The sequence below is a fragment of the Micromonospora parathelypteridis genome, assembly GCF_014201145.1.
In the GTDB taxonomy this organism is placed as follows: domain Bacteria; phylum Actinomycetota; class Actinomycetes; order Mycobacteriales; family Micromonosporaceae; genus Micromonospora; species Micromonospora parathelypteridis.
In genome coordinates, this window is record NZ_JACHDP010000001.1 from 5,613,399 (window position 1) to 5,626,420 (window position 13,022).

Here is a 13,022-nt window from a genome sequence, read left to right on the forward strand (position 1 = left end):
CGAAGCCTGCCCGTCTGCCGCCCGGGTCGCCGCCGACCCGGGCAACGAGAGACGGTCAGCCGGCCAGCGCGGCGGTCAGCGCGGCGACGACGGACTCCTGCTGCTCGGCGGTGATCTGTGGGTAGATCGGCAGCGAGAGCAGCTCGGTCGCGATCCGCTCCGCGTGCGGGAACGCCCCCTGCGGGTAGCCGAGACCGGCGAAGGCTCCCGTGCGGTGCACCGGCACGGGGTAGTGGATCCCCGCCCCGACGCCGCTCGCGTTGAGCCGCGCCAGCACCCGGTCCCGGCGGGCCGGGGTGCCGTCGCCGGGGACCCGGAGGCAGTAGATGTGCCAGACGTGCTCGTTGCCCGGCAGGGTCGTCGGGCGGACCACGTCGACCGACTCCAGTAACGCGTCGTACCGGGCGGCCGCGGCGCGGCGCAGCGTGTTCCAGTTGGTCAGCCGGGCCAGCTTGGCCCGGAGCACGACCGCCTGCAGGCCGTCCAGTCGGCTGTTCACACCGACGACGTCGTGCACGTACTTCTGCAGGCCGCCGTGGCTGCCGAGGGTGCGGACCATGGTGGCGACGTCGGCGTCGGCGGTCACCACGGCGCCCGCGTCGCCGTACGCGCCCAGGTTCTTGCCGGGGTAGAAGCTGGTCGCGGCGATGCCGTCGACGCCGGCGCCGCGTCCGTGCCGGGTGGCGCCCTGGCACTGTGCGGCGTCCTCGACGATGGCGACGTCGCGCCCGGCCAGGCCGTCCCGTAGCCGCTCCACCGGGGCCAGTTGGCCGTAGAGGTGTACCGGGACGATCGCCCGGGTGGCCGGCGTGATCGCGGCCAGCGCCGCGTCGACGTCGATCAGGTACGAGTCGGGATCGCAGTCGACCAGCACCGGTCGCGCGCCGGCTCGGGCGACGGCCTCGGCGGTGGCGATGAAGGTGTTCGTGGGCAGGATCACCTCGGTGCCAGGTCCGACGCCGACGGCGCGAAGCGCCAGTTCGAGCGCGTCGGTGCCGTTGGCGACGCCGACGCAGTGGTCCACCCCGGCGAACGCGGCGTACTCGCGTTCGAAGGCGGCCACCTCGGGGCCGCCGATGAAGGCGGTGTCCGCCAGGACCCGTTTGAAGCCGACCGCGACCTCCTCCGCCACCTCGGCATGCGCGGCCTGCAGGTCCACCAACGGAATCGCGATCATCGTGGAAGCACTCCCTGCAGAGTTGGCTGGCGGACCGGACGGAGGAAGCGGGCCGGGTTGCCCGCCCACACCTCGTCGGGGGGTACGTCGCTGAGCACGACCGAGCCCATGCCGACGAGCGACTTCGCGCCGATGGTGAGCGATTCGCGGATCAGCGCGCCGGCCCCGAGGTAGGCGCCGCGTCCGATCCGCACGGAACCGGAGATCCGCACGCCCGAGGCGATCGTGACGTGGTCGGCGACGACGTCGTCGTGGGTGAGCACGGTCTGCGGCATGATGGCCACGTGCGCGCCGACCGTGACGTCGGCGGTCAGGACGACCTGAGCCAGCAGCACCGAGCCCGGCCCGAGCGTGCAGCCGGCGGGCACCTCGGCCGACGGGTGGACGACGGTCGCGTACCGTGCTGGCGGCAGGTCCAGCCGCCGCACCACCTGCTCGCGGACGCCAGGGTCGCGTGCGTTGGCGATGCAGACCACCACGGCGGCATCGGGCAGGTCAGCGATCGCGTCCAGCGGGCCCAGCACCGGCAACCCGGCGCGGGTCACGCCGTGCAGGGCTGGGTCGTCGTCGAGAAAGCCACGTAGCCGCCAGGTCGGCGCTGCCGCGTTGATCGCCGCGGCGGTGGCCGCCGTCTCCCGAGCTATTCCTCCGGCGCCGACGATCACGAGATCGGTGGTCATCGGCGGGCCAGCGCACGAAGTGTTCCGACGATGTGGTCCTGGTCGTCCTCGGTGAGCGCGTGGTGCAGGGGCAGCACCAGCGAGTCACGCGTGATCCGTTCGGTCACCGGCAGCGGGGCCGGGTCGACGTTCGCGTACGCCGGCTCCAGGTGCGACGCCATGATGCCGCGCCGGGCGGACACCCCGGCGGCGGCGAGCGCGGCGAGGGTCTCGTCCCGCCCGACGCCGAACTCGTCGCTGAGCAGCACCCAGAAGGTCTGGAAGTTGGTGCGGCCGTGCGCCGGGTCGCGAACCGCGAGCGCCCCGGGCACGTCGGCCATCAACTCGTGGTACCGCGCGGCGAGGCTGCGGCGCTGCGCCACGATGTCGCTGAGCTTGGCAAGTTGGACCAGGCCGATGGCGGCCTGGATGTCGGTCATCCGGTAGTTGTAGCCCGTCTCCAGGTACGCCTCGAGGATCGGTTGGGTGCTCGCGTGCCGGTCCGCGGCCGACACGTTCATCCCGTGCTCGCGCAGCCGGCGCAGCCGCGCCGCCCAGTCCGCGTTGTCGGTGGTGATCATCCCGCCTTCGCCGGTGGTGAGGAGCTTTCGCGGGTGAAACGACCACGCCGCGAGCAACGCCCCGGCGCCGACCGGACCACCGTTCACCATCGAGCCCGCCGCGCACGCCGCGTCTTCGATCAGCGAGACGCCCCAGCGGTCGGCGGCGGTCCGCAGCGCGGACACCTCGGCCGGCACGCCGCCCTGGTGCACGGCGATGATGGCCCTGGTGCGTGGGGTGCGGGCCGCGTCGAGCGTCGCCACCGTGACGTTGCCGGTGGCGACGTCCACGTCGGCGAAGACGGGCCGTGCTCCGACGTAGCGGACCGCGTTGGCGGTGGCGATGAACGACAGCGACGGGACGATCACCTCGTCACCGGGCTCCACCCCGACCGCGACGAGCGCGAGGTGCAGCGCCGTGGTGCAGGAGCTGACGGCGACGCCGTGGGCCGCACCGACGCTGGCGGCGAACGCGGCCTCGAACGCCGCGACGCGGGGGCCCTGGGCGACCCACCCCGAGCGGACGGCGTCCGCCGCGGCCAGTGCCTCCTCCTCGCCGAGCGCGGGGAGCATCACCGGGATGCGGCGTGCCGCCTCGACGGTCATCGCGCCTCCTGGGACTCGCCGCGGGCGGGCTGCTCCGCGCGCCACCACTCGACCAGCCCCTGTAGGCCCTCCCGAAGGCCGATCTCCGCCCGGAAGCCGAGTGCCTGCGCGGCGGCGGAGGTGTCGGCGAGTCGCCGGGTGACCCCGTTGACCTTCCGCGCCGGGCCGTACTCCGGGGACAGGTCGCTCTTCATCACCGACAGGAGCGTGTGGGCAAGCTCGTTGAGGCTGGTCTCGACCCCGCTGGCGATGTTGAACACCTCGTCGGTGTGCGCCGACTCGGCTGCCAGGATGTTGGCGCGGGCGATGTCGCCCACGTCCACGAAGTCCATCGTCTGGGTGCCGTCGCCGAGGATCAGCGGGGCGAGGCCCGCGTCGATGCGCTCCATCCAGCGGATCAGCACCTCGGTGTACAGCCCGTGGACGTCCATCCGCTGGCCGTACACGTTGAAGTACCGCAGGGCCACGTAGTCCAGCCCGTACATCCCGTGGAAGCTGCGCAGCATGGCCTCGTTGAACGCCTTGGCGGCCCCGTAGAAGGTGTCGTTGTTGTACGGGTGGTGCCGCTCGCCGGTGGGAAACTCCTCGGCCAGGCCGTAGACCGACGCCGACGACGAGGCGACCACCTTGCGGACGCCCTCGGCGGCCGCCGCCTCCAGCACGTTGAACGTGCCGTCGACGAGGACCTCGTTGGCCAGCCGCGGCTCCTCGGCGCACTGCGTGATCCGGATGGCGGCGAGGTGGAAGACGAGGTCCTTGCCCCGGGTGACGTCGCGGACGAGGTCGACATCGCGGATGTCGCCCTCCACCACGCGCACCCGATCGTCGCGCAGCGCCCACTTGAGGTTCTCGCGCCGGCCGCGCACGAGGTTGTCGAGGACGACGACCTCGCTGGCGCCGCCCTGCACGAGCAGGTCGACCACGTGCGAGCCGATCGTGCCGGCTCCGCCTGTCACCAGGGCACGCGCATTCTTGACCGAAACCGCCGCACTCATCGTTCGGACCCTCCTTCCAGATCGACCATCACGCCGCCTTTGGTGAGACTGTGCGAGGCTGCCTGCAGGATCTGCAGAACCCGTAGGCCGGATCGGCCGTCGGTGAGCGCGGGCGACCCGGTGCGGATGGCGCGTGCGTACTCCTCGACCATGGTCCGCAGCGCTTCGCGTTCCGTCAGTGCCGGCGCGACCATGTCGCCCGAGCGGTAGGACACCAGCATGTCGTGGCGTTCTTCGGCGCCGAGCTCGTCGGGCGTCGCCACGTCGACCCCTCGATCGAAGATCGCCAGCCGCTGGCTGGGGTTGAGGTCGTCCCAGACCAGGGTGCGCTTGGAGCCACCGATGATGGCGGTGCGGATCTTGACGGGGGAGAGCCAGTTGACGTGGATGTGCGCGATCGCGCCGGTGTTGAGCTGCAGCGTGAGGTAGGCAACGCAGCTGCGGCCGGCGCCGATGCCGTCGACACCATGCGCGGCGACGGCCACCGGCGCGACGCCCGGCGGCAGCACGAAGTCCAGAATCGACAGATCGTGCGGCGCCAGGTCCCAGATCACGTCGATGTCCCGCTGGACCAGGCCGAGATTGATCCGAACCGAGTCGAGGTAGTGCAGCTCGCCCAGCTCCCCCGCGTGCAGCAGCTCGCGGATGCGAAGGACTGCCGGGGTGTAGCAGTAGGTGTGGTCGCACATGAGCGTGAGACCGCGCCGGTCGGCTTCCTCGACGAGTTGGCGGCCCTCGTCGTACGTGGCGGCGAGCGGCTTCTCCACCAGCACGTGCTTGCCGGCGCGCAGCGCGGCCAAAGCCACCGGCAGGTGGGTGCCGGCCGGGGTGGCGATCGCGACGGCCTGCACCGCGTCGTCGGCCAGTACCGTGTCGAGGTCGTCGGTGACCTGCACGGTCGAGTAGTCCCCGAGCACACGGCGGGCCCGTTCGACGTCGAGGTCGCACAGCCAGCGAAGGCGGAACGCCGTGGAGCCTTGGAAGTTGCGAACCAGGTTGGGGCCCCAGTAACCGGCGCCGACCACGGCGATCCCGATGGGGTTGTCGGAGGCGGCAGGTGAAGAAGTCACGGCGATCCGTTTCGTCTACGGCGGTTCGTGGTGGGCACCCAAGAGCCGACGTCCGACACAACGCAGTGTCCGACGAGGATTGGCACCCGTTGACCTCGTCCGCCCCGGGAAGCTACCGGCCGCCGATCGGCGGGGACAGCGCTGTGTCGGATTTCGGCGAGCCGCTGCGGGGGAACCCATACCTTCGGCCCAGGCGTGCCGGCTGTCGGTCGCGTCAATTCGAGCCGACGGGCGCGTGACACCGGCCGCCTCAACGGCAGCCGGCCGCGTGCGCTCGTTCCTACAGTGATGGGCACCGAACTCGCGACGAGGAGCGCAATGACCGATTCTGTGCAGCCGCACCGGGACGACGTGTTCGTCGCGCCCGGCGCCGATGTCGATGTATGCGCGACGATCCAGCCCGGCACGAAGATCTGGCATCTCGCGCAGGTGCGGGAGAACGCCCGCCTCGGGCGCGACTGCGTGATCGGCCGGGGCGCCTATGTCGGACCGGGCGTACGCCTCGGCGACAACGTGAAGGTCCAGAATTACGGTCTCGTCTACGAGCCTGCCGTGCTGGGCGACGGCGTCTTCGTGGGGCCCGCGGCAGTGCTCACGAACGACGAGTACCCGCGGGCGGTGACGCCGGAGGGCCGACTCAAGGGCAATGACGACTGGACGGCGGTCGGGGTCACCGTGGGAGAGGGCGCGGCGATCGGAGCTCGTGCCGTCTGCGTGGCGCCCGTGACGGTTGGCCGATGGGCGTTGGTCGCCGCGGGCGCCGTCGTCACCAAGGACGTGCCCGACTTCGCACTCGTGGTCGGCGTCCCGGCCCGCCGGGTGGGCTGGGTGGGCCGGGCGGGCGAGCCGCTGGCCGACAAGGGCGACGGCCGGTTCGTCTGTCCGCGCACGGGCCGTGAGTACCGGGAGTCGGGTGGTGTGCTGACGGAGGTGTGACTGCGGGCAGACCTGTGACCTGGGTCGACGACGTCACCGCCGACCGGACTTCCCGGCGCGCCGAGGTGATCTTGGGTTCCTTGTCGAGTCGGCGGCGTCCACCGGGCGGGACGCGGCGGGCAGCGTGTCCGGGCGGTGGCCGGCCGTGACAGACTGATCGCTGTGTTGCGCTGGTTGACTGCAGGTGAATCGCACGGTCCCGCCCTCGTCGCGATGTTGGAGGGGGTGCCGGCCGGTATCGAGGTGACCTCCACCGAGATCGCCGACGAGCTGGCCCGCCGGCGGCTGGGCTACGGCCGTGGTGCCCGGATGTCGTTCGAGCGGGACGAGGTCGAGGTGCTCGGCGGCCTGCGGCACGGTGTCACCCTGGGCAGCCCGGTGGCGATCCGGGTCGGCAACTCCGAGTGGCCGAAGTGGCAGACGGTGATGGCCGCCGACCCGGTCGATCCCGACGAGCTGGCCCGGCAGGCCCGAAATGCCCCGCTGACCCGTCCCCGGCCCGGCCACGCCGACCTGGCCGGCATGCAGAAGTACGGCCACACCGACGCCCGGCCGATCCTGGAGCGCGCCAGCGCACGGGAGACCGCCGCCCGGGTTGCCGTCGGCACGGTCGCCAAGGCGCTGATCCGTCAGGCGCTCGGCATCGAGATCGTCTCGCACGTCATCGAGCTGGGTCCGGTGGCCGCGAAGCCCGGGCTGCGCCCCACCCCGTCCGACGCCGCCCGCATCGACGCCGACCCGCTGCGCTGCCTCGACCCCGAGGCCAGCGCTCTGATGGTCGCCGAGGTCGACGCCGCGAAGAAGGCCGCCGACACCCTCGGCGGCGTGGTCGAGGTGCTGGCGTACGGGGTGCCGCCGGGGCTGGGCAGCCACGTGCAGTGGGACCGCAAACTCGACGCCCGACTGGCCACCGCGCTGATGTCCATCCAGGCGATCAAGGGCGTGGAGATCGGCGACGGCTGGCAGCAGGCCCGGTCCCGCGGCTCGGAGGCGCACGACGAGATCATCGCGTCGGCCACCGGCGTCCGTCGGGTCACCGACCGGGCCGGCGGGCTGGAGGGTGGCATCACCACCGGCGAGCCGCTGCGGGTCCGCGCCGCGATGAAGCCGATCTCCTCGCTGAACCGGGCGCTGGCCACCGTGGACGTCGCCACCGGCGAGCCGGCCACCGCGATCAACCAGCGTTCCGACGTCTGTGCGGTGCCCGCCGCGGCGGTGGTCGCCGAGGCGATGGTGGCGCTGGTGCTCGCCGAGGCGGCCACCGAGAAGTTCGGCGGAGACTCGATCCCGGAGATCCGCCGCAACCTCGCCGGTTACCTCGATGCCCTGGTCATCCGCTGATGGCACCGGTCGTCGTGCTGGTCGGCGTGCCCGGCTGCGGCAAGACCACCGTCGGGCGGGCGCTCGCCGCCACCCTCGGGGTGGAGTTCCGCGACACCGACGTCGACATCGAGCAGATGGCCGGCAAGCCGATCCCGGAGATCTTCATCGACGAGGGTGAGGAGCACTTCCGCAAGTTGGAGCGGGCCGCGGTGGCCGCGGCGCTGGCTGCCGGCACCGGCGTGCTCGCCCTCGGTGGTGGCGCGGTGCTGGCCGAGGAGACCCGGGCCGCCCTGATCGGTCACCGGGTGGTGCACCTCTCCGTCGAGCTGCCCGACGCGGTGAAACGCGTCGGGCTCGGCGCCGGCCGACCGCTGCTGGCGATCAATCCGCGAGCCACTCTGAAGCATCTGATGGACCAGCGTCGACCGCTCTACGACGAGGTCGCCACCACGACGGTGACCACCGACGGTCGGACCCCGGCGGCGATCGTCGTCGAGATCGCCGCCCTGCTGTCCCGTTGACCCCGCCCGCGCCGGTGAGCTACCGGCCCGGCCGGCGCCCGGGCCGGTAGCCGACGTCGTCGCGGACGGTCGTCGACGGCCGGCCCGGGGCCCTCTCAGCCTCGGGCGACGGTGTCGAGCACGTCGGCCAGGGCCTTCGGCTCGCTGAGCATCGGCCAGTGCCCGGTGGGCAGCTCGAACAGCTGGCCGCCGGCCAGCCCGGTGAAGAACGGGTGCCCCTCGCCGATCATCTGCCGCACCACCGCCAGCGGGAAGGTGCTGGCGACCAGCGCGGTCGGCACCGGGCGCCCGCCGGTGCGCCGCACCGGGTCGGTGGCCGCACCCAGCGGGTGCGGGGTGGCCCGTGCACGCAGCAGTTGCAGCGTCGCCTCGTCCAGGCCGGCCAGGTTGGTCGGGTCGGCGGCCGGATCCCAGGCTGGCGGCGGCAGCAGGTGCCCGGTGCCGATCGCGTCGCGAAGCGGCTGCTGCTCCTCCGGTGGCACCGTGTCGAACTGCGCGACGCCGTCCGGCAACGGCCCACTCTCCACATAGATCACCCGAGCGATCCGGTCCGGAATGTGGTCCGCCGCCTGGGCGGCCGGCATCCCGCCGCCGGAGTGACCGACCAGCAGCACGTCGTGCAGGTCCTCGACCTCGATCAGTCGGACGATGTCGGTGGTGTGCGTGTCCAGGCCAACCTCCGGCCCGGCGAGGTGGTCGCGCTCGGCCACCCCGGTCAGCGTCATCGGGTAGACCTCGTGCCCCTGCGCACGCAGCGCCGCGGTCACCTCCCGCCACGCCCAGGCACCCAACCAGAAACCCGGAACCAGCACGAACGTCGCCATCTGTCGCTCCTTCTCTCGGTTACCGCATGACCGTACGATCGAAACCGGACAGAATCCGCCCGGTTTCGAGGAGTGGTCTGTGTCTCATCCCGCCGGCCGGGTGCTGGCCCTGCTCGAACTGCTGCAGACCCGGCACCGGTCGACGGCCGTCGAACTCGCCGGGCGCCTCGGCGTGGACGAGCGGACCGTGCGCCGGTACGCGGCCACCCTGGTCGAGTTGGGCATCCCCGTCATCGCCGACCGGGGCCGCTACGGCGGCTACCGGCTGCACCCCGGGTACAAGCTGCCGCCGCTGATGCTCACCGACGACGAGGCGGTGGCCGTGCTGCTGGGCCTGGTCGTCGCCGAACGGGTCGGACTGGCCACCGAGCTGCCGGCCACCGCCACCGCGCTGGCCAAGATCCGCCGGGTGTTGCCGGTGACGCTCGCCGACCGGATGACCGCCGTGCAGGAGCACCTCGGCTTCACCCTGCGCCGCCGGGAGCCGGAGCGGGGACCGGCGTCCGGCACGCTGCTCACCCTGGCCGCGGCCACCCGGCACCGGCAGCGGGTGGCGCTGGACTACCGCTCCTGGCGAGGTGAGCGGTCGAACCGTGAGCTCGACCCGTACGGGCTGGTCTTCCACGCCGGCCGCTGGTATGTCGTCGGCCACGACCACCGGCGCGGGGAGGTCCGCACCTTCCGGCTCGACCGGATCGGCACGGTGACGCCCGCAGCGGCGACGTTCACCGTGCCGGACGGCTTCGACCCGGTGGCCTGGGTGACCCGGTCGCTGGCCGGCGTGCCCTACCCGCACGAGGTCGAGGTGCTGCTGGAGACCGATCTGGTCGCCGCCCAACGCCGTGTGCCGCCCAGCGTGGCCGAGCTGACCGCCACCACCGCCGGAGTGCTGCTGCGGGCCCGGGCGGAGAGCCTGCCCGGTATGGCCGCGCTGCTCGCCGGGCTGGGCTGCGCGTTCACCGTGCGGCACCCGGACGCGCTGCGTGTCGCCGTGGCCGAGCACGCGCGCTTGCTGGCGGAATGGGCCGCCCGGCCAGCAGGTGGGCAGACGCCGTCGCCGCGCCGCCCGCTGGACTAGGCTGCCGGCGATGGACGACGTGACCCGGATCCCGGTCGGCGGCGAGCGGCCGTACGACGTGTTGGTTGGACGCGACCTGCTGGGCGCGCTGCCCGGCCTGCTGCCCGGCGCGACCCGGGCGGCGGTGCTGCACGCGCCCCCGCTCAAGGCTCTCGCGGACGCGGTTGGCGAGCGGCTGCGTGCCGCTGGTGTCGAGCCGCTGCCGATCGAGGTGCCCGACGCCGAGTCGGGCAAACAGATCGACGTGGCCGCCGCCTGTTGGGATCGCCTGGGCGCGGCCGGCTTCACCCGCACCGACGCGGTGGTCGGGGTGGGTGGCGGCGCGGTGACCGACCTGGCCGGCTTCGTCGCGGCCTGTTGGCTGCGGGGGGTGCGCTGGGTGCCGGTGGCAACCTCGCTGCTGGGCATGGTGGACGCCGCCGTGGGCGGCAAGACGGGCATCAACACGGCCGCCGGCAAGAACCTGGTGGGCGCGTTCCACCCGCCGGTCGGTGTGCTGGCGGACCTGGCGACCCTGGACAGCCTGCCCGCGGTCGACCTGGCGGCCGGGCTCGCCGAGGTGGTCAAGTGCGGTTTCATCGCCGACCCGGCGATCCTGGACCTCGTCGAGCGCGACCCGGTGGCGGCCACCGACGTGCGGGGGCCGGCGACGCGGGAGCTGATCGAGCGGGCGATCCGGGTCAAGGCCGACGTCGTCGCCGGTGACCTGCGCGAGTCGGGCGTACGGGAGGTGCTCAACTACGGTCACACCCTCGCCCACGCGATCGAGCAGAACGAGGGCTTCCGCTGGCGGCACGGTCATGCCGTCTCCGTCGGCCTGGTCTACGCGGCCGCGTTGGCCCGGCTCGCCGGCCGGCTGGACGCCCCGACCGCCGACCGGCACCGGGTCGCCCTGACCGCGCTCGGCCTGCCGGTGAGCTACCCGGCCGACGCCTGGCCGCAGCTGCTGGCCGCGATGCGGGTGGACAAGAAGGCCCGGGGTGCCCGGCTGCGCTTCGTGGTGCTCGACGGGCTGGCCCGGCCGGCGATCCTGGAGGGCCCGGACGACGCGCTGCTGGAGGCCGCCTACGAGGAGGTCGCCCCGTGAGGGTGTACGTGTTGAACGGGCCGAACCTGGGGCGGCTGGGCACCCGCGAGCCCGACGTGTACGGCGCGACCACCTACGCCGACCTGGTCGCGCTCTGCGAGTCCACGGGCAAGGAGTTGGGGTTGGACGTGACGGTCCGGCAGACCGACGCCGAGCACGAGATGCTCGGCTGGCTGTACACCGCCGCTGACGAGGGCGCCGCGGTGGTGCTCAACCCGGCCGCCTGGTCGCACTACTCGTACGCCGTGCGGGACGCCTGCGCCATGCTGCGGGGGCCGCTGGTGGAGGTGCACCTCTCCAACATCCACGCGCGCGAGGAGTTCCGGCACCATTCGGTGGTGTCGGCGGTGGCGACCGGGGTGATCTGCGGTCTCGGCATCGACGGCTATCGCCTCGCGCTGGACCACCTGGCCGCCCGCTGAGGGGTCGCCCCGAGCGGGGGCCGTCCGATTCGACGCAGCTTGTAGACTTGCCAGGTCTGTCCGCCAATTGATGATCAAGGCAGGAAATGGCCTCCACCAACGACCTCAAAAACGGCCTGGTTCTCAACCTTGACGGCGAGCTCTGGGCCGTCGTCGAGTTCCAGCACGTCAAGCCCGGTAAGGGTGGTGCCTTCGTGCGCACCACGCTGAAGAACGTGCTGTCCGGGAAGGTGGTCGACAAGACCTTCAACGCGGGCACCAAGGTCGAGACCGCGACCGTGGACAAGCGCACGATGCAGTACCTGTACGCCGACGGCGAGGACTTCGTCTTCATGGATCTGGAGACCTTCGACCAGATCACCGTGCCCGGTGGCACCGTCGGCGAGGCAGCCAACTACCTGCTGCCCGAGGCGGAGGCGACCGTCGCCCAGCACGAGGGTGTGCCGCTCTACATCGAGCTGCCCACCAGCGTCGTGCTGGAGGTCACCTACACCGAGCCGGGCCTGCAGGGTGACCGCTCGACCGGCGGCACCAAGCCGGCGACCGTGGAGACCGGTGCCACCGTGCCGGTGCCGCTGTTCATCACCACCGGCGAGAAGATCAAGGTCGACACCCGCGACGGCCGTTACCTCGGCCGCGCCTGATGGCTGAGGGTTCCAAGCAGCAGATGCCGGCGCGCCGCAAGGCGCGCAAGCGGGCGCTGGATGTCCTCTACGAGGCCGACCTACGGGACAAGCCTCCGGTGGAGGTGCTGGCCGGCTACGTGCAGCGGATCGAGCAGCCCCGACCGGAGCACCTGGGCTACGCGGTGGGCCTGGTCGAGGGTGTTGCCGAGCACCTCAACCGGATCGACGAGCTGATCGCCAGCTACGCCGAGGGTTGGACGCTGGAGCGGATGCCGGTCGTCGACCGGAATCTGGCCCGGATCGCCGTCTACGAGCTGCTCTACGTCGACGAGATCGACGACGCGGTGGCGATCAGCGAGGCCGTGGAGTTGGCCCGGCAGATGTCGACCGACGATTCGCCGCGCTTCCTCAACGGAGTGCTCGGTCGGATCGCCGAGTACGCCACCCGCTGAGCCAGCGCGAGCGCCAGCACCACGCGGCGCCAGCGCCACGAACGAAAAGGGCCCGTGCCGGACGGCACGGGCCCTTTCGGTCAAGCGATGGTTCAGGAGGCGAAGAACGCCCGGGGGTCGGCCACCAGCACACCGTGCTCGGTGAGCCGCTCGATCAGGCCCGACGGCGAGGCGTCGTAGACGATCGCGAGCGCCCGCAGGTCGTCGGCGCGGATGGAGAGCACCCGGCCGTTGTAGTCGCCGCGCTGCTGCTGGATGGCGCGGGCGTAGCGGGCGACGTAGGCCAGGTCCTCGGAGGCCTCGTCGTAGAGCCGCTCCAGGTCCAGGACGATCTTGCTGGTGGGCTCGTGACGGACACCACTGCCGTCGGGCAGCAGCTCCGAGACGGGGACGCGGTAGAACTCGGCCAACTCGGCCAGACGGGACACCGTCACGGCCCGGTCGCCGCGCTCGTACGAGCCGACCACCACGGCCTTCCACCGCCCGTTCGACTTCTCCTCCACACCCTGCAGGGAAAGACCCTGCTGCTGGCGGATGGAGCGCAGGCGGGCGCCCAGAGACTTGGCGTATTCAGAGGGCATTCGGACACTCCCAGTGCTGCTCGGGGTTCTCCCGTCGATCGCTACGGAGCGTGACGGTACGGGGAATGCGACACCTGGTCAAGTGGTCGTGACCCGACCGTTGGG

At 72.1% G+C, this 13,022-nt stretch carries 15 protein-coding genes; 8 read left to right on the plus strand and 7 right to left on the minus strand.

The features are described 5' to 3' along the window. Positions 1-55: 55 nt before the first annotated feature. From HNR20_RS25425 to HNR20_RS25445, 5 genes are read right to left on the minus strand one after another with little or no spacing between them, the layout of a single operon-like run. Complete coding sequence (locus tag HNR20_RS25425) at positions 56-1,177, minus strand: DegT/DnrJ/EryC1/StrS family aminotransferase (protein ID WP_184184630.1); 1,122 nt, start codon at positions 1,175-1,177, stop codon at positions 56-58. Next, complete coding sequence (locus HNR20_RS25430) at positions 1,174-1,857, minus strand: acetyltransferase (protein ID WP_184184633.1); 684 nt, start codon at positions 1,855-1,857, stop codon at positions 1,174-1,176. The genes HNR20_RS25425 and HNR20_RS25430 overlap by 4 nt, the downstream gene beginning before the upstream one ends. Further along, on the minus strand, positions 1,854-3,002 hold the full coding sequence (locus HNR20_RS25435; protein ID WP_229687336.1) for a DegT/DnrJ/EryC1/StrS family aminotransferase: 1,149 nt from the start codon (positions 3,000-3,002) through the stop codon (positions 1,854-1,856). Before HNR20_RS25435 ends, HNR20_RS25430 begins: the two co-directional genes overlap by 4 nt. Continuing rightward, positions 2,999-3,997 (minus strand): NAD-dependent epimerase/dehydratase family protein, encoded by a 999-nt coding sequence (locus HNR20_RS25440; RefSeq protein WP_184184636.1) that lies wholly within the window; start codon positions 3,995-3,997, stop codon positions 2,999-3,001. The genes HNR20_RS25435 and HNR20_RS25440 overlap by 4 nt, the downstream gene beginning before the upstream one ends. Next, positions 3,994-5,067, minus strand: a complete 1,074-nt coding sequence (locus HNR20_RS25445; RefSeq protein ID WP_184184639.1) for a Gfo/Idh/MocA family protein — start codon at positions 5,065-5,067, stop codon at positions 3,994-3,996. Before HNR20_RS25445 ends, HNR20_RS25440 begins: the two co-directional genes overlap by 4 nt. 318 nt (positions 5,068-5,385) lie before the next feature. Between HNR20_RS25445 and HNR20_RS25450 the strand changes: the two genes are divergently transcribed. From HNR20_RS25450 to HNR20_RS25460, 3 genes are all read left to right on the plus strand, one after another. Beyond that, entirely contained in the window at positions 5,386-6,003 is a 618-nt protein-coding gene (locus tag HNR20_RS25450) for an acyltransferase (RefSeq protein ID WP_184184641.1), read from the plus strand. Between the two features lie 162 nt (positions 6,004-6,165). Next, the gene (aroC, locus tag HNR20_RS25455) at positions 6,166-7,344 is read left to right on the plus strand and encodes a chorismate synthase (protein ID WP_184184644.1); all 1,179 of its coding nucleotides are present in this window, start codon (positions 6,166-6,168) and stop codon (positions 7,342-7,344) included. Continuing rightward, a complete protein-coding gene (locus HNR20_RS25460) occupies positions 7,344-7,847 on the plus strand; it encodes a shikimate kinase (RefSeq protein WP_184184647.1) in 504 nt (167 codons plus the stop codon). The genes aroC and HNR20_RS25460 overlap by 1 nt, the downstream gene beginning before the upstream one ends. Before the next feature lie 95 nt (positions 7,848-7,942). Here HNR20_RS25460 and HNR20_RS25465 read toward each other — a convergent pair whose 3' ends face one another. Next, entirely contained in the window at positions 7,943-8,671 is a 729-nt protein-coding gene (locus HNR20_RS25465; protein WP_184184650.1) for an alpha/beta fold hydrolase, read from the minus strand. 79 nt (positions 8,672-8,750) lie between these two features. Here HNR20_RS25465 and HNR20_RS25470 point away from each other — a divergent pair, with 79 nt between their 5' ends. From HNR20_RS25470 to nusB, 5 genes are all read left to right on the plus strand, one after another. Then, entirely contained in the window at positions 8,751-9,749 is a 999-nt protein-coding gene (locus HNR20_RS25470; protein WP_184184653.1) for a helix-turn-helix transcriptional regulator, read from the plus strand. Positions 9,750-9,759: 10 nt separating this feature from the next. Then, positions 9,760-10,836 (plus strand): 3-dehydroquinate synthase, encoded by a 1,077-nt coding sequence (aroB, locus tag HNR20_RS25475; RefSeq protein WP_184184656.1) that lies wholly within the window; start codon positions 9,760-9,762, stop codon positions 10,834-10,836. After that, positions 10,833-11,258, plus strand: coding sequence for a type II 3-dehydroquinate dehydratase (gene aroQ / locus HNR20_RS25480; RefSeq protein WP_184184659.1), 426 nt, complete (start codon positions 10,833-10,835; stop codon positions 11,256-11,258). The genes aroB and aroQ overlap by 4 nt, the downstream gene beginning before the upstream one ends. A gap of 86 nt (positions 11,259-11,344) precedes the next feature. After that, positions 11,345-11,902, plus strand: a complete 558-nt coding sequence (gene efp / locus HNR20_RS25485; RefSeq protein ID WP_007458344.1) for an elongation factor P — start codon at positions 11,345-11,347, stop codon at positions 11,900-11,902. A gap of 23 nt (positions 11,903-11,925) precedes the next feature. Next, complete coding sequence (gene nusB / locus HNR20_RS25490; protein WP_184188983.1) at positions 11,926-12,336, plus strand: transcription antitermination factor NusB; 411 nt, start codon at positions 11,926-11,928, stop codon at positions 12,334-12,336. 92 nt (positions 12,337-12,428) lie between these two features. On the opposite strand, the gene bldD is transcribed toward nusB, so the two are convergent. Continuing rightward, complete coding sequence (gene bldD / locus HNR20_RS25495; RefSeq protein ID WP_007458348.1) at positions 12,429-12,917, minus strand: transcriptional regulator BldD; 489 nt, start codon at positions 12,915-12,917, stop codon at positions 12,429-12,431. Positions 12,918-13,022: the final 105 nt, after the last annotated feature.